Annotated in this window: 21 protein-coding genes and 1 pseudogene; 10 read left to right on the top strand and 12 right to left on the bottom strand. The window is 63.8% G+C overall.

Features of this window, described 5'->3' with window-relative positions; genetic code table 11:
* Positions 1 to 3 precede the first annotated feature (3 nt).
* Positions 4 to 1158 (bottom strand): efflux RND transporter periplasmic adaptor subunit, encoded by a 1155-nt coding sequence (locus F6X62_RS07725; protein WP_054894498.1) that lies wholly within the window; start codon positions 1156 to 1158, stop codon positions 4 to 6.
* Between the two features lie 254 nt (positions 1159 to 1412).
* Between F6X62_RS07725 and F6X62_RS07720 the strand changes: the two genes are divergently transcribed.
* Positions 1413 to 2045, top strand: a complete 633-nt coding sequence (locus F6X62_RS07720) for a TetR family transcriptional regulator (RefSeq protein WP_065862401.1) — start codon at positions 1413 to 1415, stop codon at positions 2043 to 2045.
* 82 nt (positions 2046 to 2127) lie between these two features.
* Here F6X62_RS07720 and F6X62_RS07715 read toward each other — a convergent pair whose 3' ends face one another.
* Complete coding sequence (locus F6X62_RS07715; RefSeq protein ID WP_153773152.1) at positions 2128 to 3579, bottom strand: MDR family MFS transporter; 1452 nt, start codon at positions 3577 to 3579, stop codon at positions 2128 to 2130.
* Between the two features lie 377 nt (positions 3580 to 3956).
* On the opposite strand from F6X62_RS07715, the gene F6X62_RS07710 reads away from it, so the two are divergent.
* Positions 3957 to 4826, top strand: coding sequence for an oxaloacetate decarboxylase (locus tag F6X62_RS07710; RefSeq protein WP_054894495.1), 870 nt, complete (start codon positions 3957 to 3959; stop codon positions 4824 to 4826).
* Positions 4827 to 4844: 18 nt separating this feature from the next.
* Here F6X62_RS07710 and F6X62_RS25190 read toward each other — a convergent pair whose 3' ends face one another.
* Together F6X62_RS25190 and F6X62_RS07705 are read right to left on the bottom strand one after the other, a co-directional pair.
* Positions 4845 to 5018 carry a hypothetical protein gene (locus tag F6X62_RS25190; RefSeq protein WP_172964814.1) on the bottom strand — a complete coding sequence of 58 codons (174 nt, stop codon included), beginning with the start codon at positions 5016 to 5018 and terminating at the stop codon, positions 4845 to 4847.
* A 126-nt stretch (positions 5019 to 5144) separates the two neighbouring features.
* Positions 5145 to 6053: a LysR family transcriptional regulator gene (locus tag F6X62_RS07705; protein WP_153773151.1), complete on the bottom strand. Its 909-nt coding sequence runs from the start codon at positions 6051 to 6053 to the stop codon at positions 5145 to 5147.
* Positions 6054 to 6157: 104 nt separating this feature from the next.
* On the opposite strand from F6X62_RS07705, the gene F6X62_RS07700 reads away from it, so the two are divergent.
* Together F6X62_RS07700 and F6X62_RS07695 are read left to right on the top strand one after the other, a co-directional pair.
* Positions 6158 to 7033, top strand: a complete 876-nt coding sequence (locus F6X62_RS07700; protein ID WP_153773150.1) for an MBL fold metallo-hydrolase — start codon at positions 6158 to 6160, stop codon at positions 7031 to 7033.
* A 29-nt stretch (positions 7034 to 7062) separates the two neighbouring features.
* On the top strand, positions 7063 to 7677 hold the full coding sequence (locus F6X62_RS07695) for an NAD(P)-dependent oxidoreductase (RefSeq protein ID WP_153773149.1): 615 nt from the start codon (positions 7063 to 7065) through the stop codon (positions 7675 to 7677).
* A gap of 74 nt (positions 7678 to 7751) precedes the next feature.
* Here the strand turns inward: F6X62_RS07695 and F6X62_RS07690 are convergent, their stop codons facing one another.
* Entirely contained in the window at positions 7752 to 8627 is an 876-nt protein-coding gene (locus tag F6X62_RS07690; protein WP_065862396.1) for a LysR substrate-binding domain-containing protein, read from the bottom strand.
* 112 nt (positions 8628 to 8739) lie between these two features.
* On the opposite strand from F6X62_RS07690, the gene F6X62_RS07685 reads away from it, so the two are divergent.
* Positions 8740 to 10374: a 5-guanidino-2-oxopentanoate decarboxylase gene (locus tag F6X62_RS07685; protein ID WP_153773148.1), complete on the top strand. Its 1635-nt coding sequence runs from the start codon at positions 8740 to 8742 to the stop codon at positions 10372 to 10374.
* A 21-nt stretch (positions 10375 to 10395) separates the two neighbouring features.
* Here F6X62_RS07685 and F6X62_RS07680 read toward each other — a convergent pair whose 3' ends face one another.
* The gene (locus F6X62_RS07680; protein ID WP_065862394.1) at positions 10396 to 11319 is read right to left on the bottom strand and encodes an AraC family transcriptional regulator; all 924 of its coding nucleotides are present in this window, start codon (positions 11317 to 11319) and stop codon (positions 10396 to 10398) included.
* A gap of 202 nt (positions 11320 to 11521) precedes the next feature.
* On the opposite strand from F6X62_RS07680, the gene F6X62_RS07675 reads away from it, so the two are divergent.
* Positions 11522 to 11815, top strand: coding sequence for a putative quinol monooxygenase (locus F6X62_RS07675; protein WP_054894488.1), 294 nt, complete (start codon positions 11522 to 11524; stop codon positions 11813 to 11815).
* A 111-nt stretch (positions 11816 to 11926) separates the two neighbouring features.
* Positions 11927 to 12160, top strand: coding sequence for a hypothetical protein (locus tag F6X62_RS07670; RefSeq protein WP_065862393.1), 234 nt, complete (start codon positions 11927 to 11929; stop codon positions 12158 to 12160).
* On the opposite strand, the gene F6X62_RS07665 is transcribed toward F6X62_RS07670, so the two are convergent.
* Together F6X62_RS07665 and F6X62_RS07660 are read right to left on the bottom strand one after the other, a co-directional pair.
* Positions 12161 to 12766 carry a flavin reductase family protein gene (locus F6X62_RS07665; RefSeq protein ID WP_063545944.1) on the bottom strand — a complete coding sequence of 202 codons (606 nt, stop codon included), beginning with the start codon at positions 12764 to 12766 and terminating at the stop codon, positions 12161 to 12163.
* A gap of 238 nt (positions 12767 to 13004) precedes the next feature.
* A pseudogene (locus tag F6X62_RS07660) lies at positions 13005 to 13367 on the bottom strand (heme utilization protein); the annotation flags it as partial.
* Positions 13368 to 13722: 355 nt separating this feature from the next.
* Here F6X62_RS07660 and F6X62_RS07655 point away from each other — a divergent pair.
* A complete protein-coding gene (locus tag F6X62_RS07655) occupies positions 13723 to 14475 on the top strand; it encodes a hypothetical protein (RefSeq protein ID WP_153773146.1) in 753 nt (250 codons plus the stop codon).
* A gap of 117 nt (positions 14476 to 14592) precedes the next feature.
* Here the strand turns inward: F6X62_RS07655 and F6X62_RS07650 are convergent, their stop codons facing one another.
* The 4 genes from F6X62_RS07650 to bglX all read right to left on the bottom strand — a co-directional run bounded on the left by F6X62_RS07650 (position 14593) and on the right by bglX (position 21688).
* Complete coding sequence (locus tag F6X62_RS07650) at positions 14593 to 15912, bottom strand: MFS transporter (protein WP_153773145.1); 1320 nt, start codon at positions 15910 to 15912, stop codon at positions 14593 to 14595.
* Positions 15913 to 16191: 279 nt separating this feature from the next.
* Complete coding sequence (locus F6X62_RS07645) at positions 16192 to 17529, bottom strand: sigma-54 dependent transcriptional regulator (RefSeq protein WP_153773144.1); 1338 nt, start codon at positions 17527 to 17529, stop codon at positions 16192 to 16194.
* Complete coding sequence (locus F6X62_RS07640; RefSeq protein WP_112899039.1) at positions 17523 to 19280, bottom strand: ATP-binding protein; 1758 nt, start codon at positions 19278 to 19280, stop codon at positions 17523 to 17525. Before F6X62_RS07640 ends, F6X62_RS07645 begins: the two co-directional genes overlap by 7 nt.
* A gap of 116 nt (positions 19281 to 19396) precedes the next feature.
* The gene (gene bglX / locus F6X62_RS07635; protein WP_153773143.1) at positions 19397 to 21688 is read right to left on the bottom strand and encodes a beta-glucosidase BglX; all 2292 of its coding nucleotides are present in this window, start codon (positions 21686 to 21688) and stop codon (positions 19397 to 19399) included.
* 201 nt (positions 21689 to 21889) lie between these two features.
* Here bglX and F6X62_RS25185 point away from each other — a divergent pair, with 201 nt between their 5' ends.
* The gene (locus tag F6X62_RS25185; protein ID WP_178117531.1) at positions 21890 to 22507 is read left to right on the top strand and encodes a TPM domain-containing protein; all 618 of its coding nucleotides are present in this window, start codon (positions 21890 to 21892) and stop codon (positions 22505 to 22507) included.
* A gap of 103 nt (positions 22508 to 22610) precedes the next feature.
* Positions 22611 to 23819, top strand: a complete 1209-nt coding sequence (locus F6X62_RS07625; RefSeq protein ID WP_153773142.1) for an SAM-dependent methyltransferase — start codon at positions 22611 to 22613, stop codon at positions 23817 to 23819.
* The last annotated feature ends 4 nt before the right edge of the window (positions 23820 to 23823 follow it).

Below are 23823 nucleotides of genomic sequence, written 5' to 3'. Positions count from 1 at the left end.
GGTTTACTCCGCTTTGGCGTCTGCTTTCGCGGCGCTGGCCTGTTCAGGGCTGCCCGGCTTCTTGACGTTGGTGGCTTCGCTGACCTTGACCTCGACACCTGGACGCACGAACTGCAGCCCCTCGGTGATCAGGCGGTCGCCCGGATTGAGGCCTTCCTCGATCAGCCACTCGTTGCCCAGCGTGCGGCTGGCCTTGAGTTGACGCAGTTCCACCTTGTTATCCTTGTTCACCACCAGTGCCGTGGGCGAGCCCTTGAGATCGCGGGTCACACCTTGCTGTGGAGCGAGGATCGCGTTGGCATTGACACCAGCTTGCAGGCGGGCATGCACGAACATGCCAGGCAGGAGGGTGTGGTCCGGGTTGGCGAACACCGCACGCAGGGTCACCGAGCCTGTGGTTTCATCGACCGAGACTTCGGAGAACTCCAGGCGACCTTCACCGGCGAACGTGCTGCCGTCTTCAAGCACCAGTTGCACCTTCGCGGCATTGTCGCCAGCCTTCTGCAGCCGGCCGCTTTCCAGATCACGGCGCAACTTGAGCAGTTCGGCGGTGGACTGAGTAACGTCGACGTAGATCGGGTCGAGCTGCTGGATGGTGGCCATGGCGTTGGTCTGGCCATTGCTCACCAGCGCGCCTTCGGTGACCGACGAGCGTCCGATGCGACCGCTGATCGGCGCCAGCACCTTGGTGTAGCGCAGGTCGATCTGCGCGCTCTTGAGCGAGGCTTCGGCCTGCAATCGTTTGGCATTGGCGTCGTCATATTCCTGTTTGGAGACGGCCTGCTCGTCGATCAGCTGCTTGTAGCGCTCGGCCAGCGAGCGGGTAGCCTGAAGGTTGGCCTGGGCATTACCCAGGTTGGCTTCATAGACGGCGGGATCGATCTGGTAGAGCTGCTGCCCTTCCTTGACGTCGCTGCCTTCCTTGAACAGGCGCTTGAGAATGATGCCATTGACCTGTGGACGGACTTCGGCGACGCGATAGGCGCTGGTGCGCCCTGGCAGTTCCGAGGTCAGGGTGAAGGCCTGCGGCTGCAGGGTGACGACGCCGACCTGAGGAGCCTGCGCTGCAGGCGCGGCTTCTTCTTTCTTGCAGCCACTGAGCAGGGTTGCAAGGGCGACGGCGGAAACCAGGGCGGTAACGGCTGGCTTGAATTGCATGAGGATCCTCGGGTCGCAGGAGCAGGGGGAGCTCAAGAATAGTGGAAGAGTCTTGTCAGAAAAATCGCTATCGAGTGGATTAGTAGCTTACTAACGAATATACTTACATTCATGGTTGTTTGTAAATACCGCGTGGTGGTACCAGGCTACTACCGCAAAACGTGATTAATGCATCCGGGAGTCGCCCTGCAGAGGCGAACCCGGCCCAAAGCCCAGGCGATTCTTGTGCCGGGCTCAGATGAGGTTGAGCTGCCATGGTCCGTCGAACCAAAGAGGAAGCCCAGGAAACCCGCGCCCAGATCATCGAGGCGGCGGAAAAGGCTTTCTACAAGCGCGGAGTTGCGCGAACCACCTTGGCCGATATCGCCGAGATCGCGGGCGTCACCCGTGGTGCGATCTACTGGCATTTTAGTAACAAGGCCGAGCTGGTCCAGGCGCTGCTCGACAGTTTGCATGAGACCCATGACCATCTCGCGCGTGCCAGCGAAAGCGAGGACGAGCTCGATCCGCTCGGCTGCATGCGCAAGCTGCTGTTGCAAGTGCTCAACGAGCTGGTACTGGACGCCAGGACCCGGCGTATCAATGAAATCCTGCATCACAAGTGCGAGTTCACCGATGAGATGTGTGAAATCCGCCAGCAGCGACAAGGCGCCATCGTCGAATGCCACGAAGGCATTTCCCGCGCCTTGGCCAATGCGGTACGCCGTGGCCAGTTGCCCGCCGACCTGGATGTCGAGCGGGCGGCCATCGCCATGTTCGCCTATGTCGACGGCCTGATCGGGCGCTGGTTGCTGCTCCCGGACAGCTTCGACCTGTTGCGCGATGCGCAAAAATGGGTCGACACAGGGTTGGATATGCTGCGCTTGAGCCCGGCCCTGCGCAAATGACACTTTGTTAAGGATTGTGATGAAGTTTTTCCCGGCAGGATTAAGCCGGGGTTAAAAGGGCCGCTTTGCGGCCCTGGCCTTTTCAATGCCCCCGTAACTGCCGGTCTGGCAACGCCAGTGCCGCCAGCAGCCCCAGCACTGCCGCGGCGGCACTGGCCAGCAGCAGGTACCGGAACGTCACCAGCAGATGCGCCTGGGTCGCCGGATCCGTCTCGCCGCCCTTCAGGCTGCCCAGCAGCGGGTTGCCCAGCACCTCAAGCCCTCCGAGATGCAGCAGCGCCAGCAGCAGGCTGGACATGCAGGCCACGCCCATCGCCCCACCCAACGAGCGGAACAGGTTGGTGGTGCTGGTGGCCACACCGATATCCTTCATGTCCACCGCGCTCTGCGTCCCCACCAGCGAGGTCGGGAACTGCAGCCCGCAGGCGATACCGGTCAACAGCATGAACAACCCGCCCAGCCAGGCTGACTGCGGCGGTGTGAAGGCCATGCCGAGGATCGCCAGCGGCATCAGCAGTGCGCCCGCCAGGATCTGCGGCTTGTAGCGTCCGGTGAATGTCGTCAGGCGGCCTGCGCTGAAGGCTCCCAGTGGCAACCCCATCGCCAACGGCAGCAGGTGCAGCGCGGCACTGTCGGCGCCGGCACCGGTGATGCTCTGGAAGCGCAGCGGCATGAGCATGGTCAGCGAGATCGACTGGAAGCTGGCGAAGAAGATCACGCACCAGCACAGCACGGCGACCCGGTTGCCGAACAGTTTCAGTGGCAACAGCGGCTCCTGGCAGCGGCGTTCGTGGGCGACGAACAGCACCAGGCCCAATACCGCGCAGGCAAACAGGGCCAGCACCGGCGCCGCGGTCCAGGCATGCCCTTGACCCACCAGGGTGATGCCCAGCAACAAACTGCCCAGGCCCAGGATCAGCAGCAGTGCACCGATATAGTCGACCTGTGCTTCCCGGCGTTGAACCGGCATGCCCATCAGCGCGCGGCGGATCACCCACCAGGCGCAAAGCCCCAGCGGCAGGTTGATCCAGAACACCCAGCGCCACGACAGATATTCGGTCAGCCAGCCGCCGAGCACCGGGCCAGCCACGCTGGCCAGGGCGTACATGCTGCTGAAATAACCCTGGTAGCGCCCGCGCTCGCGAGGCGGGACGAAGTCGCCGATGATCGCCTGGCTGACCGAGACCATGCCGCCCGCGCCGATGCCCTGCAGCACGCGCGCCAGCACCAGTTGTTCCATGTTCTGTGCCAGGGCGCAGAAGATCGAGGCCAGGGTGAACAGTGCGGTGCCGGTGAGGATCATGCGCCGACGGCCATACAGGTCGCCCAGCTTGCCGTAGATCGGCACGGCCACGGTCATGGCAACCATATAGCCGGAGATGACCCAGGCCAGCAGGCCGACATCGTTGAACTGGGCAGAAATGGCCGGCATGGAGACGGCGACGATGGTCTGGTCGAGGGCACCAAGAAGAATCGCTAGCATCAGCGCGCTGAGCACGCTACGCAAGTCGGCGGGGGGCAGGGCGGCGGTCACGGGGTCACACCTTGTGGTCGGAGGTAGTGAAATTGTGCTGTTCGTCGGCGGCCCGTGGCGAGTGAAATGGCTGCGAACGTGACAGGGATTGTAACCTGAGTTAGGTAGCTTCCTATGTACTGTCTGCATCGCCTATGCACGATCGGCATAAGCGCTTTCACACGAACGCGCATGGCCGCGTGATATCGTGCAGGTTCATAGCAGCCGAAATACACTGGTTTGCACCCATTTGGTGCATTGTGACCCAGGTTTCCGCATCGCTGTAATCCCGCACTTCTCTTCCACTCTCTGCATGTCATGCCTATGGCAGGGCGGAGGGTCCCGGTTCAGGGGCGGTAGTCAGCCAGTTCGACTTTTCACGTTTATGCGGAGTGATCATGCCCAAGGCTTCCCACCAAGATCTGCGTTTTGCCTTCCGCGAACTGCTCGCGTCGGGTTCGTGCTATCACACAGCTTCAGTCTTCGACCCGATGTCGGCGCGCATTGCCGCAGACCTGGGCTTTGAAGTCGGTATCCTCGGCGGCTCGGTCGCTTCCCTGCAGGTGCTCGCCGCCCCGGACTTCGCCCTGATCACCCTGAGCGAATTCGTCGAGCAGGCCACACGCATTGGCCGCGTCGCCCAGTTGCCCTTCATCGCCGATGCCGACCATGGTTATGGCAACGCGCTGAACGTCATGCGTACGGTAATCGAGCTGGAGCGCGCCGGCGTGGCGGCGCTGACCATCGAAGACACCCTGCTGCCGGCCCAGTTCGGTCGCAAGTCCACCGACCTGATCTCGGTGGAAGAGGGCGTCGGCAAGATCCGTGCAGCGCTGGAAGCGCGAGTCGACTCGTCGCTGTCGATCATTGCCCGGACCAACGCTGGCGTACTGACCACCGAGGAGATCATCGTCCGCACCCAGAGCTACCAGAAGGCCGGTGCCGACGGTATCTGCATGGTCGGGGTGAAGGATTTCGAGCAACTGGAGCAGATCACCGAGCACCTGAACGTGCCGCTGATGCTGGTCAGCTACGGCAACCCGAACCTGCGTGACGACGAGCGCCTGGCGCGCCTGGGCGTGCGCATCGTGGTCGATGGCCATGCGGCTTACTTCGCTGCGATCAAGGCCACCTACGACTGCCTGCGTTTGCAGCGCGGGCAGCAGAACAAGTCCGAGAACCTCAGCGCCACCGAGCTGTCGCACACCTACACCCAGCCTGAGGATTACATCCGCTGGGCCAAGGAGTACATGAGCGTCGAGGAGTGACCGACAGGCGTTGTCGGGCTACCTGAGGGCGCTCAGCGTTGCGGTGTGCGGGACGCAGTGCTCGTGTGCGCAACTGGCTGCGGTACTGGGCTGGCTGCGCAACAGCTCGACGCGCCAGCAGGCCGAACCATAGAGCCCGGCCACGGCGACCAGGGCCAGGACGATCACGCAGCGTCTGGATTTGATGCCCATGTTGCCTACCTCCTGCTGTGACCACAGGTGATACTTGCAAGCATAGGTCAGGGCGCAGCAATTGCCTGGGGCGAATATCGAGATCGGTGTGATTTGCGTCGCAGCGGCGCAAGGCCGCTCCACGCACTAATCCAGCTCACGATCCCACTCCGGTTCTTCGCTGAAGCGTTGGGCAAGAAAGTCCAGCATGCTGCGCAAGGTCGCGGGCATGTGTTTGCGTGAGGTGTAGACCGCATTGAGGTTCAGCTCCCGTGGTCGCGCCAGGGGCAGTAGTTTCACCAACTCGCCGCGACGCACTGCGCAGGCGGCCTGGTAGGTCGGCAGCATGGCTATCCCGGCACCGGCCAGGGCGGCCTTCTGCAAGGTCAGGGCTTCGTTGGCGCTGATATTGCCCTGCACGGGCACCGCGACCTGTTCACCGGCCACCTCGAAATGCCACAGGCTGTGGCCGAAGTAGGCGTGGGTCAGGCAGTTGTGCTGGGTCAGGTCCTCGACTCGCTGCGGCGTGCCGTACTCGCGCAAGTAGGCGGGGCTGGCGCAGACCACCGAACGGCAGACGCTCAGGCGTCGGGCAATCAGGTTCGGGTCCAGGTCGTTGCTGGTGCGGATCGCCAGGTCGATGCGCTCGTCAACCAGGTTGACCGTGCGATCGAGCATCTGCAATTCCACCTTCACCCCCGGATAGCGCTTCACGTACTCCGCCACCGCATCCACCAACTGCGCCTGACCGAACGAGGTGCTCACGCTGATGCGCAACTCGCCGCGCGGCGCATCTTCGGGCGCACGTACCGCTGTCTGCAGGTCGCAGGCCAGTTCCAGCATCTGCCGGCAGCGTGGCAGGGTGTCCACGCCCGCGGCGGTCAGGCTCAGCTTGCGCGTGGTGCGCTGCATCAAGCGTGCGCCGACCCACTCCTCAAGCTCCGCGAGATAGCGCGACACTACAGGCCTGGAAAGCTCCAGGTGATCTGCCGCAGCCGACTGGCTACCCAGGTCGACGACGGTGACGAACACACGCATGGCGTTCAGACGGTCCATGATTTGCCCGATTTCAGAAACAAACTATGTTCAAGCATCGCATTTTTTGTGATGGATCGGGCAACTAAGCTGTGCTCCATCGTCCCGCTTTCAGGAACCTCACCATGTCGATTTTCACTCCACTGCGCAGTCTGATGCTGGCCTGTATCGCCCTGACGGGCCAGGCAATGGCGGCCGATCCGCTTCACCTGGATGTCTACAACCCAGGCCATGACGCACTGTTCCCGGTCAGTTCGGTGATCGTCAGTGGCGAGCGGGAGGCTGTGCTGGTGGATGCGCAGTTCGGCAAGGCCCAGGCCGAGCAGGTGGCTGAGCGCCTGCGTGCCAGTGGCAAGCGGCTGACCACCATCTACATCAGCCATGGCGATCCGGACTATTACTTCGGCCTCGACACCCTGACCCAGGCGTTTCCAGACGCCAAGGTGGTCGCCTCCGCTGCCACTGTGGCGCACATCCGCCAGACCATGGACGCCAAGCTGGCCTACTGGGGGCCGCAGATGGGCGCCGACAAGCCCGCGAAACTGGTCCTACCCCAGGTGTTGGCCGGTAACCGTCTTGAGCTGGAAGGGCAGACGCTCGAAGTCGTTGGCCTGGACGGCCCGCAGCCCGAGCGCAGCTTCGTCTGGATTCCCTCGATCAAGGCGGTGGTCGGTGGTGTGGTGGTTTCCGAGAACATTCACGTATGGATGGCTGACACCCAGTCTGCCCAATCCCATACCGACTGGCTGGCAACGCTTGCACACATCGAAAAACTCGCCCCGCGCACGGTGATCCCAGGCCACTACCTGGGACAGAGCAGCCGTTCGTTGGATGCCGTGCGCTTCACCGCAGGCTACATCCGCGCCTTCGACAGCGAAGCGGCCAAGGCTCGTGATGCGGCGGCGCTGATTGCTGCAATGAGCAAGCGCTATCCGAACCTGGCCGATGAAAGTTCTCTGGAGCTCGGGGCCAAGGTCGCAAAAGGCGAAATGAAGTGGTAACCCCTTACAACCCAGATGGAGTGTTTCCCATGAGCAAGATCGCAATCATCGGTGCCACCGGCCGCGCCGGCAGCCAGTTGCTGGAAGAGGCTCTGCGCCGTGGCCACAGCGTGGTCGCCATCGCACGCGATCCGTCTTCGCTGCAGGGCCGTGAAGGTGTCACGGTCAAGGCGCTGGATGCCCAGGACAGTGCCGCGCTACAGGCGGCAGTCACAGGCGTGGACGCTGTGCTGAGCGCTGCGCACTTCTCCACCCTTGCGCCGCAGGCGATCATCGAGCCGGTCAAACGCGCCGGGGTCAAGCGACTGCTGGTGGTCGGTGGTGCCGGCAGCCTGCTGCTGCCGTCGGGGCAGCGGGTGATCGACAGCCCGGACTTCCCCGAGGCGTACAAGGCCGAGGCCAGCGCCGGCGTGGGCTTTCTCGATACCTTGCGCCAGGAACCGACCCTCGACTGGACCTTCCTTTCGCCTTCGGCCGAGTTCGTAGAGGGTGAGCGCAGCGGGCGCTATACGCTGGGCAAGGATCACCTGCTGATCGGCGCCGATGGCAAGAGCTGGATCACCTTCGCCGACTACGCCATTGCCTTGATCGACGAACTGGAAAAGCCTGCCCATACGCGCCAGCGCTTCACTGTCGGCTACTGAGGTGTCGCTGCCAGTTTTTCGCAGGTGAATCGCGGCGCAGTACATGCTGCCGAACTGATGGGCGCGCAGGGCCGCTAAAGACTGGCGCGTGCCTGCAGCCACTCCAGCAACTCGCCCAGCCCCGGCGGCAGGCTTTTCGACGGGCAGACCAGGTAATAGCCTTTGCCCGTCATCACCTTCAGCGCAAAGGGCATGCATAACCGCCCACTGCGCAGGTCATCGCCGATCAGCGCCCAGTCGCCGATGGCCACCCCGGTCCCCTGGGAGGCCATGGCCATCGCCATGTCCAGTGTCTCGAAATGCTGGCGTCGGCCCTGTGGCTCGAACGCAGCGCCGGCCGCTTGCAGCCACAGGCGCCAGTCACGCTCGTCGCGCGAGGGGTGCAGCAGCATGTGCCGCGCCAGGTCCTCCACTCGCTCCAGAGGCATGCCGCCTTGCAGCAACGAGGGGGCGCACACCGGTGTCAGTTGCTCGTCGAACAGCTTGCGCACCAGCGATCCCTGGGCGGGCGGGCTGCCATACACCACTGCCGCATCGAAGCCTTCATGACGAAAGTCCACGCCGTGCTGCACCGTCGTGGTCAGTTCCACCGGCACATCCGGGCGCAGCGCCTGCCATTCCATCAGCCTCGGCAGTAGCCAACGCATCACGCAGGTCGGGGCTTTGAGCTGCAAGGTAGCGGTGCGCGCGCCAACCTCGCGCACGCCCTGTTCGATCAGGGCGAACACTTGCTGCACCCGCGGCAGCCAGTCCTGGCCTTCACGGGTCAGGCTCAGGCCACGGGCCTGGCGCTGAAACAAGGGGTAGCCGAGTTGCTCCTCGAGCCCGGCGATCTGACGGCTGACAGCGCCCTGGGTGATGTGCAGATGCTGGGCGGCACGGGTGAAATTGCAGTGCTGGGCGGTGACCAGGAAGGTGTGCAGGGCGGGCAGGGGAGGGAGTCGTTTCATCGTGGCGAGCCATGATCTGGAGACATGGCTAGTATGTGTTTTTTTGCATTGTCGCGGTAGCCGCAGCTTGCTTCCATGAGCACTGATTTCAACAAGAATCAGGGTAAAGACGATGGCAACCTGTGGCGAAGTACTGGTCAAACTCCTCGAAGGCTATGGCGTAGACCATGTGTTCGGGATTCCCGGCGTGCATACCGTGGAGCTCTATCGCGGGCTTGCGCGCTCGTCGATCCGTCATGTCACGCCGCGCCACGAGCAGGGCGCCGGCTTCATGGCCGACGGCTACGCGCGTACGCGCGGCAAGCCGGGAGTGTGCTTCATCATCACCGGCCCCGGCATGACCAACATCACCACGGCCATGGGCCAGGCCTATGCCGACTCGATCCCCATGCTGGTGATCTCCAGCGTGCAATCGCGCAATGCACTGGGCGGTGGGCGCGGCAAGCTGCATGAGCTGCCGAACCAGTCTGGGCTGGTGGCGGGCGTTTGCGCGTTTTCCCAGACCCTGATGAGTGCCGATGACCTGCCGCAGGTGCTGGCCCGCGCCTTCGCCGTGTTCGACGGTGCCCGGCCACGCCCTGTGCATATCGAGATCCCGCTGGATGTGCTGGTCGAGCCAGCCGACCACCTGCTGCAGGCTCGCCCGGTGCGCACCAGCCGTGCGGGCGCCGCGCCGCAGGTGGTGGCGCAGATGGCCGAGCGTCTGGCCAAGGCCCAGCGCCCGTTGATCCTCGCCGGTGGCGGTGCGCTGGCGGCAGGCGAGGCCCTGGCGCAACTGGCCGAGCAGCTCCAGGCGCCGGTGGCCCTGACCATCAATGCCAAGGGCCTGCTGCCGGTTGCTCATCCGTTGCAGATCGGCTCGACCCAATCGCTGCCGGCAACCCGTGCCCTGGTTGCCGAGGCCGACGTGGTACTGGCCATTGGTACCGAGCTTGCCGAAACCGATTACGACGTGACCTTCAAGGGCGGATTCGAGATCCCCGGCAGCCTGCTGCGCATCGACATCGATCCGGACCAGACCGTACGCAACTACCTGCCGGAGCTGGCGTTGGTCGCCGATGCCAAGCTGGCTGCCGAAGCCCTGGTTGAGGCGTTGGCCGAGCAGCCTGCAGTGCGTGACGAACGCTGGGGCGCTGCCCGTGCCGAGCGCCTGCGCAACGACCTGGCTGCCGGCTGGGACCAACCGACCCTGAGCCAGACCCGTCTGCTTACCGCGATACTGGAAACCTTGCCCGATGCCGTGCTGGTGGGCGACTCGACCCAGCCGGTCTACACCGGCAACCTCACCCTCGACCTTGCGCGTCCGCGTCGCTGGTTCAATGCTTCGACCGGCTACGGCACGCTCGGCTATGCCTTGCCAGCGGCGATGGGCGCCTGGCTTGGCAGTGCCGAAGTCATGGCTGAACGCGCCCCGTCGGTGTGCCTGATCGGTGACGGCGGCCTGCAGTTCACCCTGCCGGAGCTGGCCAGTGCAGTCGAGGCACAGGTACCGCTGATCGTGCTGCTATGGAATAACCAGGGTTACGAAGAGATCAAGAAGTACATGGTCAATCGCGCCATCGAGCCTGTGGGCGTGGACATCCACACCCCCGACTTCATCACCGTGGCGCAGGGGCTGGGGGCTGCGGCCGAACATGTCGGCGATGTGGCGCAGTTGCAGGCCGCGCTGGTGCTGGCGGTCGAGCGCAAGGGGCCGACCCTGATCCAGGTGGACCAGGCACAGTGGCAGGCAGCGGTGGCCGGCTGAGGCGCGCGCGGGCTTGCAGATTCAACCCGCGCTCGAGCGCAGGCGCGCCATGTCGCGAATCGGCGGCGCGCCATACAGCCGGCTGTACTCCCGGCTGAACTGCGACGGGCTTTCATAGCCCACCCGATACCCCGCCACCGCGGCCTCCAACCCATCGTTGAGCATCAGGCGCCGGGCTTCCTGCAGTCGCAGTTGCTTCTGGTACTGCAACGGGCTCATGGACGTCACGGCCTTGAACCTGTGGTGCAGGGTCGAGGTGCTCAGGTTCACTTCCCGGGCCAGCTCCTCGATGCGCAGCGGCAGGTGGAAATGCTTGTTGAGCCAGGTGATCGCCTGGCTCACGCGGTGGGTCTGGCTGTTGGCCAGGGCAATCTCGTACAGGCGATGCCCCTGCGGCCCGCGCAGCAGGCGGTAGAGGATTTCGCGGCGAAACAGCGGGGCCAGCATCGGGATGTCGCGCGGGCTATCGAGCAAGCGGACCAGGCGCAGCAAGGCATCGAGCAGGTGCGCATCGGTCTTCTCCACATACAGCCCAAGCCCGGACTGCACGCTGGGCACCAGCATCGGGCCGCTTTCGGCAATCAACTGGCTGATCTCTGCTGCGTCCAGATCGATCCGCAGCCCAAGCACAGGGTTTTCCGGGCTGGCGTCGAGCCTCACCCGGCTGATCGGCATGGTCACCGACACCACCATGTAGTGCAGCGGGTCGTAGGCATACTGCTGATCGCCCAGGAACAGACTCTTGCTGCCCTGGGCCATGACGCAGAGAGCCGGCAGGGCCAGGCCCGGCTTCGAACGGATGTTGTCTTCATAGCGCGACAGGTACAGCTGCTCGATGGCCGTCGGTGGTCCGTGGGGATCGCCTGCGTGCCTCAGGATCAGGTCAGCGAGTTCCAGACGCTGGTTTTCCAGGGTCGGGTCGAGAGCGGCAAGGGCAGTGGTCATGATCGAATTCCTCCAGGGACCGGGCCAGCATAGATTTGGGCAACATCCGGCGCTAGCCAAATGCTGCCGACCGATTGCCTGATCCTGCATTGCGACAGGATCAGGCAATCGGCAGACAGAAATGGCCTAACGCAGTGTGCGGGCGAGGACCTAATCTTGGCAGCCTGGCTTTTCCGTCCCGCCTGCTTCAAGGAGATCGTTCATGACCTTGCATCAACCGGTCACACACTTGGCTTTCATCCGTGCCAGCAGCGGTCGTTCGGCGGAACTCGGCATGCGCCTGCGCGACCTGCTCGAGCCTTCGCTGCGCAGCCCAGGCTGTCTGGCGTTCACCGTCCAGCGCTCCCAGGTTGACGCTGACCTCTGGCTGCTCAGCGGCAGCTGGCAGGACCAGCAGGCCATGCGCGGTTACTTCGCTTCACCGACGCTCGAGGTCTTCGGCGACCTGCTGCAGGAGCGGGTGGTGGCGAGCATGGACCTGCAGACCTTCGATTGAGGGTTGGTCGCGGGTAACCTTCTCGCGGGCAAGCTTGCCTATGAAAAGGCCACTACCGTAACGCCTGCTGCAGTAGAATCCCGCCCCTCGTTCAACAGCTGGAGCACAGCAATGGCACGTAGAGAATTCCCGGGCTTCGAGGCCGTTTCGGCGATGGTCCCGGTCGAAGGTGGCGGCTACCACGCGGCAATCGCGGTCAAGGCCCTGCACATGGGTGGGGCACCGCGCTTTCACAAAGTCCTGGAGGGCCAGGTGTTCAAGTCGGCACTGGCCGCTGACGAGGCGGCCTGTGCCGAACTCGAACGCCTGCAGGGCGTCGGTGAAGAGGGCGAGCTGGCCTGGTGATCAGGCCTGCGGGCGACGCATCTTGAACAGGTTGCCCAGCTCGAAGTAATCCGCCGGGCCACCGCCACGCAGGATCGGCTCGGCGGCAGCAGTGTCGTAGATACCCTCTTTGAGCAGGTGCTCGGCGATGTGCACGGCCACCACTTCACCCAGGATCAGCCAGCTGGGCACCAGCTCCTGATCGGCGCGCTTGAGCTGGATGATCTGGCTCACCTTGCACTCGAAGTTCACCGGGCTCTCACCCACCCGCGGCACGCCGACCACGTTCGAGGGCGCCGGTGTCAGGCCGCTCAGCTCGAATTCGTTGATATCTGCAGCCACTGCCGCGCAGCTCTGGTTCATCTGCTCGGCCAGCGGGCGCGTGGCCAGGTTCCAGACGAACTCGCCGGTCTGTTCGATGTTGTTCAGGCTGTCTTTGCGCCCGACGCTGCAGAAACCGATGATCGGTGGAATGTAGTTGAAGGCGTTGAAGAAGCTGTAGGGCGCCAGGTTCAGGCGACCTTCGCGATCATGGGAGGATATCCAGCCGATGGGCCGGGGGCCGACGATGGCGTTGAACGGGTCGTGGGGCAGGCCGTGGCCTTTGGCGGGTTCGTAGTAGTGCATCTGCGCAGGGCCTTGGCCCTTCCTCTGGGACGGACGAGGCGCCTAGTGTGCCAAGCCTTGAGCTGGCTGGGAATGATCAAGCCCGGCCAAAGCCGGGCTGGGTGACACGCATCAGTGATCAGCTGATGCGGTGGGCGTTGGTGCGGCTGAAGCCATCTTCAGCGAAGCGCTGGCCGCCAGTGCGGTCGAAGCCATCTTCGGCGAAGCGTTGGCCGCCAGTGCGGTCGAAGCCGTCTTCGGCGAAACGTTGGCCGCCAGTGCGGTCGAAACCGTCTTCTGCAAAGCGTTGGCCACCAGTGCGGTCGAAGCCGTCTTCAGCGAAGCGTTGGCCACCAGTGCGGTCGAAGCCGTCTTCAGCGAAGCGTTGGCCGCCAGTGCGGTCGAAGCCGTCTTCAGCGAAGCGTTGGCCACCAGTGCGGTCGAAGCCGTCTTCGGCGAAGCGTTGGCCGCCGGTGCGGTCGAAACCGTCTTCTGCGTAGCTGGCCGATTGGCTTTGTGCCGCGGCGGAGGTGTGGGCGTTGGTGCGGTCAAAGCCGTCTTCGGCGAAGGCACCTGCGGCGAAGACCGAAAGGGCCAGGGTCAGGATCAGTTGGTTTTTCATGGTCGTTGCTCCAGTAGATTCGAGGGGGTTTGTTCTTGCTATGGATCTCATGCTACGCCGATTAATTTGATTAAAAAGCGCAAAAAATTACGTAAAATAATCAATTTAATCGATGTGTTTGCGCGCGAGATGTCCAAATAAGTAGCTGTCGGCTCTACCCCGCAGCATGCGGCATATCAAATATCCGAAAGCGTTCTGTCAGCGCTTGTAGGTTGCTCCACCTCAATTAATGGCGAGTTAAGGACTCAACCCTTCGTCGCTCTCGACGCCTAACGGTTTTTTCATTCCTTTCCAACCGATTTTTCAGACGTTCGTCTTCAACATCGCCGCATTCCAGAAACCGGAGCGGCACACGATGAATAAACTTCCGCAAATCACCTTGGCCTTCTGGGTCATGAAGATCTGCGCCACCACGCTGGGCGAGACGGCTGGCGACCTGCTATCGATGACGCTCGACATCGGCTACGCCATGAGTTCGCTGTTGCTGATCAGCGTGTTCTTGCTGACGTTGCTCACCCAGCTTTATTCCCGCCGCTATCACCCAGTGCTCTACTGGCTGGTGATACTGTCCACCAGCACCGCTGGCACCACCCTGTCCGATTTCATGGATCGCACGCTCGGGTTGGGTTACGCCGCAGGTTCAGCGCTGCTGATCGGCATCCTGCTGTTGACCTTCGCCCTGTGGCGGCTGAGTGGTAATCCACTGGATGTCACGCGCATCCGCAGTCGTGCGGGCGAGTTGTTCTACTGGGTTGCGATCCTGTTCTCCAACACTCTTGGCACCGCACTGGGCGACTACCTTGCAGATGATTCAGGCCTGGGCTTCGCGGGTGGCGCCCTGCTGATCGGCAGTGCCATCGTGTTGGTGGCTATGGCGCGTTATTGGACCCGAATCCCTGGTGTGGTGCTGTTCTGGGTAGCCTTCGTGCTGACTCGGCCATTCGGTGCAACTCTGGGCGATTTTCTCACCAAGCCATACGAAAAAGGCGGTCTGGACTTTGGCACGATCGGCTCGTCCATGGTGTTGGGCGCGATCCTGCTGGCGCTGGTGCTACTGGCCACCTACTACCAGCGTCGTCAGCCGCAGCAAGTGCTGGAAGTATCCTGACCTCAAGAAAAAAGGACTGACGCGAACGGTACAAATGCCCGCAGCAGAGCTTTTTTGCGGCCGCAAAAAAGGGTCGCTCCACCGGAACGACCCTTTTCAATTACAGCGAACGCAGAATCAATCAGTGGTGATGCGCGAGTGCTGCTTGGTGTCCTTCATGGTCGCGTAGACCAGCAGCGAGCAGGCGATGCAGCCGGTGACGTACCAGTAGAAGCCGGTTTCCATGCCAGCGCTCTTGAACCACAGGGCCACGTACTCGGCGGTGCCGCCGAAGATCGACACGGTCAGTGCGTAGGGCAGGCCAACGCCCAGGGCGCGGATCTCGGTGGGGAACAGCTCGGCCTTCACCACGGCGTTGATCGAGGTGTAGCCACTGACGATGATCAGCGCCGCCATGATCAGGAAGAAGGCGCCCCACCAGCTCTGGATGGTGTGCAGGGTGCTGAGGATCGGTACGGTGAACAGGGTGCCCAGCACGCCGAAGGCGATGAGGATCGGGCGCCGGCCGATCTTGTCGGATAGCCCGCCGATCACCGGCTGCAGGCACATGAACAGGAACAGCGTGGCCGCCGAGATGGTGGTCGAGTCGCTGATGCTCATGCCGACGGTGTTGACCAGGTACTTCTGCATGTAGGTGGTGTAGGTGTAGAAGGCCAGGGTGCCGCCCATGGTCAGGCCGACGACGGTCATCAGCTCCTTGGGGTGGCGCATCAGGGTGCGCATCAGGCTTTCCTTGGACTTCTCCTTCCTGGTGAAGGAAGCGGTCTCTTCCATCCCACGGCGCAGGTACAGCGCAACCACCGCGCACAGCGCGCCGATCACGAAGGGCACGCGCCAGCCCCAGGCATACAGCTCTTCGGTGGTCAGCACGTTCTGCAGGATGATCAGCACCGCCAGGGCGATGAGCTGGCCGGAAATCAGGGTGACGTACTGGAAACTGGAGAAGAAGCCACGGCGTTCCTTGCTGGCCATCTCGCTGAGGTAGGTGGCCGAGGTGCCATATTCACCGCCGACCGACAGACCCTGCATCAGGCGTGCGATCACCAGCAGGATAGGCGCGGCGACGCCGATGGTTTCATAGCCCGGCGTCAGGGCGATGACCAGCGAGCCTGCGCACATCAGCAGTACCGAAGCCATCAGCGCAGCCTTGCGGCCCTTGCGGTCGGCGTACAGCCCCATCAGCCAGCCACCGATCGGGCGCATCAGGAAGCCCACGGCGAAGATCGCGGCGGTGTTGAGCAGTTGTGCGGTGGTGTCGCCAGCGGGGAAGAAGGCTTTGGCGAAGTACAGCGAGAATGCGGCGTAGACGTACCAGTCGTACCATTCGACCATGTTGCCGATCGAACCGCTGAAGATCGACTTGAGACGACTGGCGGTGGTTTTTTCCGCGGCGGGCGCAGTGGCCGCCCCGGCGGGCAGGGTGGTGGCGTTATCCATCAGGGATACCTTCTCGTTGTTTTTGTGAGGCGCGCGGGACCGCGGCTTGAGAAGGGTTTTGCAGAAGCTGTGCCAAATGAGGGCGTAACGATCCGAATGAGGTGTCGGCCGCCCCATCCTTGGGCATGCCAGCGCCCCGGAAACGCGATGGATCAAGGCCTGCACTGTATCCGTAGGAGCGGGCTTGCCCGCGAACAGCCGCGCTGCTTGCACCGGCCAGACACAGGCCATATGAGCGGTAACCCGCCTATTGGAAGCTTTTGATCGGCAAGATTCCGCTCATTCGCGCTCGATAAAATCCTCGCGCATCAGGCCATGGCGCTGCATCTTCTCGTTCAGCGTCCGCCGCGGCAGTTGCAACGTCTCCATGACGCCTTTGATCTCGCCCTTGTGCTGACGCAGCGCCGCGCGCAGGCACTGCAGCTCGAACGCCTCCATCTGTTCGCTCAGCGACTGACCTCCCGGCGCCACCTCGATGCTCGATGAACCCAGCCCCAGCGCATGGCGCTCGGCGGCATTGGCCAGCTCGCGCACATTGCCCGGCCAGTCATGGGCTAGCAGTTGCGCCAGTTGCGCGCCTGAAAGCGGCGGTGTGCTGCTGCGCCCCAGGCGCTCGGCGGCGGTACGGACGAAATGCTCGAACAGCAACGGGATGTCCTCGCGCCGCTCGCGCAGTGGCGCCAGACGCAGTTCGGCAACGTTCAGGCGGTACGCCAGGTCTTCGCGAAACCGCCCGGCGCGAGCCTCGTCGAGCAGATCGGGTTTGGTCGCGGCGATGATGCGCAAGTCGACGCTGATGCTCTGGTTGGCACCCAGGCGTTCGAGTTTCTGCTCCTGAATCACCCGCAGCAACTTGGCCTGCTGGGCCAGCGGCATGCTCTCGATCTCGTCGAGAAATACCGTGCCGCCATTGGCATATTCCAGCTTGCCGATGCGTTTGCCCTGGGCGCCGGTGAAGGCGCCGCTCTCATGGCCGAACAGCTCGGCCTCGAACAGGGTTTCGGGGATTGCCGCGCAATTGAGGGCGACGAAGGGTTTGTCGGCGCGTGGGCCGAAGTCGTGCAGGCATCGCGCCACGCGCTCCTTGCCGCTGCCGGTTTCGCCGCGGATCAGCACATTGACTGGCAACCCCGCCAGTTCCAGTACCTGCCGACGCAACTGTTGCAGGCCCTGGGACATCCCCAGCAGGGTCGCTTGCAGCCGTTCCTTGAGGTCGGCCTGCTGGTGCAGCGCGCGGTTTTCCAGCACCAGTTGGCGCTTGTCCAGGGCGCGGCGCAGGCTGCCCAGCAAGTGCTGCGGGGTGAAGGGTTTTTCCAGGAAGTCGTAGGCGCCGTTGCGCATGGCCTCCACTGCCATCGGCACATCGCCGTGGCCGGTGAGCAGGATCACCGGCAGGTCAGGGTCCTGTGCCTGCAGGCGTTCGAGCAGCTGCAGGCCATCCATGCCCGGCATGCGCACATCGCTGATGACCACGCCGGGGAAGTGCTGTGGCAGTTGCGCGAGACATTCCTCTGCGCGGGCGAACAACTGCACGCTGAAGCCGGACAGGCTCAGCCATTGCTCCACCGCGGTGCGGATGCTGGCTTCGTCGTCGACGACGATCACTGAATTCAACATGCAGGCTCCAGGTCGCGGGGCAGGGTAAGGCTGAAGCGGGCACCGCCAGGCAGGTTTTCGACCTGCAACTGGCCGCCGGCTTCATGAACGATGCCATAGGAAATCGCCAGGCCCAGGCCCAGGCCTTCGCCCACCGGCTTGGTGGTGAAGAAGGGGTCGAAGACGCGGGCCAGGTCGGCATCCTTGATGCCGCCACCGGAGTCGAGCACGCTCAGGTGCCAGCGTTCGTCCTCGGCTTCGATGCGGATCTCCAGACGTTTGTAGCGCTTGTCGGCCATGGCGTCGAGGGCGTTGTGCAGCAGGTTGATCAGCACCTGTTCGAGGCGGATCGCGTCGCCGCGCACCCACGCAGGACGCGCCAGGTACAGCGCCACCTCGACCTGCTCGCCGCGAATGCGGGTGTCGAGCAGGTGCAGGGCCTGGTCGACCACGGTGGCCAGGTCGAGACGCTCGCGCAGCCCGCCTGGGCTATTGCGTGCGAAGGTCTTGAGGTGGCCGGTGAGGGCGGCCATGCGCGTGAGCATCTGCTCCAGCGGCTCCAGCGCCTGACGCGCCTGTTCATGGCGGCCATGGTCGAGCAGTAGGCGCAGGGTTTCCAGTTGCATGCGCTGGGTGGTCAACGGCTGGTTGATCTCATGGGCCAGCGCCGCCGACATCTGCCCCAGCGCCGCCAACTTGGCCGACTGCACCAGGCCTTCCTGGGCAGTGCGCAACTCGCGTGTGCGCTCCTCGACCAGGCGCGTCAGCTCTTCGCGGCTGCGTTGGCGCAGGCGGGCGATGCGCAGGCGCTGGCTGACGAACAGCACGGCGAACACCAGGCTCAACCACACCGCGGCGCCAGACAGCGCCGCATTGCGGGCATCCTCGCTGACCTGCGGCTTGCGCAGCAGATGCAGGGTCCAGCCTTCGGTGGCCAGCGGCAAGCTCTCCCACAGATAGTCGGCGCTGCCGTCCGGCCCCTGCACGCGGCTGAACGTGCTGCGTTCGTCGAAGCGGGTCAGCAACTGGTGCTGCAGAGGGACCAGGGGCTGTTTGTCGTACTGGCGGGTTTCGGCCAGCTCAGCGCGGTCTGCGGCAGTCAAGGGCTGCAGCTCGCGATAGCGCCAGCCGTTCTGGTTGGCGATGAAGATGATCCCGCGCGCATCGCTGACCAGCAGGATGTCGCTGCCCTGGCGCCATTCGCGTTCGAGCTCGGGGAACTCAAGCTTGACCACCATGGCACCGAGGAAGCGTCCGTGCTCGTCGTTCACTGCGCTGGACAGGAAATAGCCCGGCACGCCGCTGGTCACGCCGACGGCGTAGAAGCTGCCGGTGCCCTGGCTGCGGGTCTGTTTGAAATAGGGGCGAAAGCCATAGTTGGAGCCGACATACGTGGTCGGCAGGCGCCAGTTGCTGGCTGCCACGGCGAGACCGGTGCGGTCGAGCAGTTCGAGGGTGGAGGAGTTGGCGGCGCCGTTGATGCGTTCGAGCTTGCGGTTCAGCGCATCCTGCAGCGATTCGCCGACCGGCCCGCGCAGGGCATCGATCAGCTCCGGGTCCAGCGCCAGGACGGCGGGCAGGGCGCGGTAGCGTTCGATGAGCGTATGCAGGCCGTTGGCGTAGAGGGTCAACTGCTCGCTGGCCCGGCGTGCGTCGGTCTGCATCGCCTGGCGCTTGGCGTGGTGCATCGCCCAACTGGCGCTGAGGGCAGTGCCGACCAGGATCAGCAGAATGATCAGGGCCAGGCGCAGTGCGCGGAAGGGTGAGGGCATGGTGCGGGTCCGGGCGTTCTGTTTAAAGTGCCGGCCCCTTCGCGGGTAAACCCGCTCCCACAAGAGCACATCCGACCCTGTGGGAGCGGGCGTGCCCGCGCAGTGGCCGCAGCGGTCTACAGCAACTCGAAGCTCTGCTGCTGCACGGCCTGCGAGTCCAGTCCGATCTGGACGTTGAACTGCCCAGGCTCGGCCACATGCTGCAACTGGCCATTGTAGAACTTCAGGTCATCCTCGCTGATGCGGAAGGTCAAGGTTCGGGACTCACCCGCCTTGAGCAGCACCTTCTGGAAGTTCTTCAGCTCTTTCACCGGACGGCTCATCGAAGCGCTGACATCCTGGATGTACAGCTGCACCACGGTTTCGCCATCGACCTTGCCGGTGTTCTTCACCGTCACTTCGGCCTGCAGGTTGTCACCGCGCTTGAGCGCGGTCTTCGACAGCGCAAGATCCGAGAGCTCGAAGGTGCTGTAGCTCAGGCCGTAACCGAACGGATACAGCGGGCCATTGGGCTCCTCGAAGTACTGCGAGGTGTAGTTGCCCGGCTTGCCCGGGGTGAACGGGCGGCCGATGCTCAGGTGGTTGTAGTACATCGGGATCTGCCCGACCGACCGCGGGAAGGTGATGGCCAGCTTGCCGGACGGGTTGTAGTCGCCGAACAGCACATCGGCGATGGCGTTGCCGCCTTCGGTGCCGCTGAACCAGGTTTCGAGGATGGCATCGGCCTGCTCGCGCTCCCAGGCGATCGACAGCGGACGGCCGTTCATCAGCACCAGCACCAGGGGTTTGCCGGTGGCTTTGAGCGCCTTGATCAGCTCGCGCTGTACCGCCGGAATCTCCAGGGTGGTGCGGCTGGACGACTCGTGGGACATGCCGCGCGACTCACCCACCACCGCCACTACCACGTCCGATTGCTTGGCGGCCTTGACCGCTTCATCGATCAGCACGGCGGCCGGGCGCGGATCGTCGATGATTTCTGGCGCCGCGAAGTTGAGGAAGTTCAGGTAGTCGAAGATCGCCTTGTCGCCGGTGATGTTCGAACCCTTGGCATAGATGACCTTGGCCTTGCCTTCGGTGGCGCGACGCAGGCCTTCGCGAACCGTCACCGAATGTTCGGGGCGGCCGTCGGCAGCCCAACTGCCCATCATGTCGATCGGGGCATCGGCCAGTGGGCCGACCAGGGCGATGGTGCCGGCCTTCTTCAGCGGCAGGGCCTGCTTCTTGTTCTCCAGCAGCACCAGGCTGCGCCGTGCCACGTCGCGGGCGGCTTCACGGTGCAGGCGGTCGTCGCCGTAGTAGTCCTTGAGATCGGTCTCGGGCTTGCCGATGCGCACGTAGGGGTTCTTGAACAGGCCCATCTCGTACTTGGCGCCCAGCACTTCGCGTACCGCCTGGTCGAGCTCGGCCTGGGTCACTTCACCGGACTTGAGCAACCCCGGCAGCTCCTGGCCGTAGAGGGTGTCGTTCATGCTCATGTCGATGCCGGCCTTGATCGCCAGCTTCGCCGCCTCGCGGCCGTCGCGGGCCACGCCGTGGCGGATCAGCTCCTGGATGGCGCCGTGGTCGCTGATGGTCACGCCCTTGAAGCCCCACTCCTTGCGCAGCAGATCGTTCATCAGCCAGGTATTGGAGGTGGCCGGTACGCCGTTGATCGAGTTCAGCGCTACCATCACCCCGCCCGCACCGGCGTCGAGGCTGGCGCGGTAGGGTGGCAGGTAGTCGTTGTACATTTTCGGCAGGCTCATATCGACCGTGTTGTAGTCGCGCCCGCCTTCCACTGCGCCATACAGGGCGAAGTGCTTGACGATGGCCATGATGCTGTCGGGCTCGGCCGGGCTCTTGCCCTGGAACGAGCGGACCATCACCTGGCCGATCTTCGAGGTGAGGTAGGTGTCTTCGCCGAAGCCCTCGCTGGTGCGACCCCAGCGTGGGTCGCGGGCGATGTCGACCATCGGCGCGAAGGTCATGTCCAGGGCATCGGCCGAAGCTTCGATGGCCGAGGTGCGGCCGACCTTGGCGATGGCGTCCATGTCCCAGGTCGCTGCCAGGCCCAGGCTTATCGGGAAGATCGTACGCTCACCATGGATGGTGTCGTACGCAAAGAACATCGGAATCTTCAGGCGGCTGCGCATGGCGGCGTCCTGCATCGGCCGGTTCTCGGGCGCTGTGCGCGAGTTGAAGGTACCGCCGATGCGACCGGCGGCGATCTCCTCGCGGATCTTTTCGCGCGGCATTTCCGGGCTGATACTGATCAGGCGCAACTGACCGATCTTCTCGTCGACGGTCATCTGGCTGATCAGATGGTCGATGAAGGCCCGCTTGTCTTCCAGGGGCGGGGCAGAGGTGGCGGCCACGGCCGCCTGACTGGCAAGGCCCATGGCCAGGCCCAGCAAGGACAGTTTCATCATCAATTCCGTTGTCGAGTGGTTCGCTCGCGGCCGATTTTTCGGACGGCTGTTGTTGTCTGGCCCGCTGGCGGTGTAACAGGTCGCTCCCCCATCCTCCCGCGGTCGCCGCGGATTATGCCTTATAAGTGGGGCTCGATGAGATACACTCTCGCGACCGCGTGCCGGGCTAACAACTATAAGAACGATCGAGAGACCGAAGGCATGACCCTTCTCAATGAATACGAACAACGCCAGGTTGCCGAAGCCATCGCTCGTGCCGAACAGCGCACCGACGCGGAGCTGGTGACGGTGCTGGCGCGCCACGCCGATGACTATGCCTACCTGCCGTTGCTGTGGGCCGTGCTGCTGGCGCTGGCGCTCCCCGGATTGGTGCAGGTGCTGCTGGGGTGGCCAGGGCTGCGTGGGCTGCTGGTGGCCCAGGTACTGACCTTCATCGCCTTCAGCCTGTTGCTGCGTAACCCGCGCCTGGCCGGCTGGCTGGTCCCACGGGTGCTGCGCCACCGCCGTGCCGCCGATCTTGCGCGGCGGCAATTTCGTGAGCAAAACCTGCAGCGCACCGAGGGAGCTACCGGGGTGTTGATCTTCGTCAGCGAGGCGGAGCGCTATGTGGCCATCCTGGCGGACGAGGGCATCGCCCAGCACCTGGACGAACGAGCACGTGCCGAACTGGTGGCACGTTTTACCGCGCAGGTCTGCGCGGGGCGCACCTTGCAGGGGTTCGTCGAATGCATCGATGCCTGCGGCGAGTTGCTCGGCCAGCACCTGCCGCCGACGCGGCGGCGCAACCAGTTGCCCAACCAGCTGGTGATCCTGGATTGAACAGTGTGTGGCGGTGCGGGCCGACGATCGGGCCTGCACAGCCACTCAAGCCTGCAAACCTGTAGAATGCCGGCCATTGCGCATTTTGAGGCACCCCCTTCCCATGTCTTCCTCCACCCCCGCTGCGGACGCCCGCGCCCAGTTCCTGACCTTGCTGGGCGATGCCCTGCACAGCGAAACCCTGACCAAGCTGGTGCTGGCGCGCCATGTCGGTGCCGACCAGAGCCTGCAACGGATCATTGCAAAGCCTGTGCAGATCAAGGGCCAGCCCTGCCTGTCGCTGGTCTACCGTCACCAGACCCGCGACATCACCCGCAACCTGCCGCTGGATCAGGCCCAGGCCCTTGTCGCCGAGTTGTTGCCGGAGAGCTTTCGCAATGCCCATCTGTTCACCGCCGAAGGCGAGGTGCAACTGGGGTTCAGCAAGAAGGGCAAGCCGCTGTTGCAACGCCACGGCACCCAGGTGCCGCGCGAGGCTGCGGCGGGGGGGCACGATCGTGAGAAGAAACGCTATCTGGAACTGTCGCGGCCATTTCTGCGCGATCTGGGCGTGACCGACACTCAAGGTGCGCTGATTCCGTCGATGTCGCGCAAGTGGAAGCAGATCAACAAGTTCATCGAGGTCTTCGCGCATGCCCTGGGCAGTGCGCCGCTGACTGCCGACCAGGTGCTGCGAGTCGCCGACTTCGGTTCGGGCAAGGGCTACCTGACCTTCGCCATGCATGACTACCTGCGCAACACCCTGGCTCGCGAAGCGCAAGTGACCGGCGTGGAATTGCGCCCCGACATGGTCGAGCTGTGCAACGCTGCCGCGGCGCGGCTGGAGCATTCTGGCCTGGAGTTCCAGTGCGGCGATGTGCGTAGCGTGGTGCCCGATGCCATCGAGGTGATGATCGCGCTGCACGCCTGCGATACCGCCACCGACTACGCCATCCATACCGGGATCCGCTGCGGCGCGTCGATCATCATGTGCTCACCGTGCTGCCACAAGCAGATCCGTCCGCAACTGCACAGCCCAGGGCTGTTGCAGCCCATGCTGCAGTACGGGCTGCACCTGGGCCAGCAGGCCGAGATGCTCACCGACAGCCTGCGCGCGTTGTATCTGGAAGCTTGTGGCTACGAGACCAAGGTGTTCGAGTTCATTTCGTTGGAGCACACCAACAAGAACAAGATGATCCTGGCGGTCAAGCGCAGACAGGCGGGGGATAACAGCGCACTGCTGGAGAAGATCGCCCAGCTCAAGGCGTTCTATGGGGTACAGGAGCATTGCCTGGAGAGCCTGTTGCGGGCCGATGGGCTCATTGCCGGCTGAGTAC

This window comes from Pseudomonas sp. MNR3A, from assembly GCF_009650575.1.
GTDB lineage: Bacteria > Pseudomonadota > Gammaproteobacteria > Pseudomonadales > Pseudomonadaceae > Aquipseudomonas > Aquipseudomonas machongensis.
The sequence above is the reverse complement of the archived record's forward strand: the minus strand, read 5'-3'. Positions and strand labels throughout refer to the sequence as shown.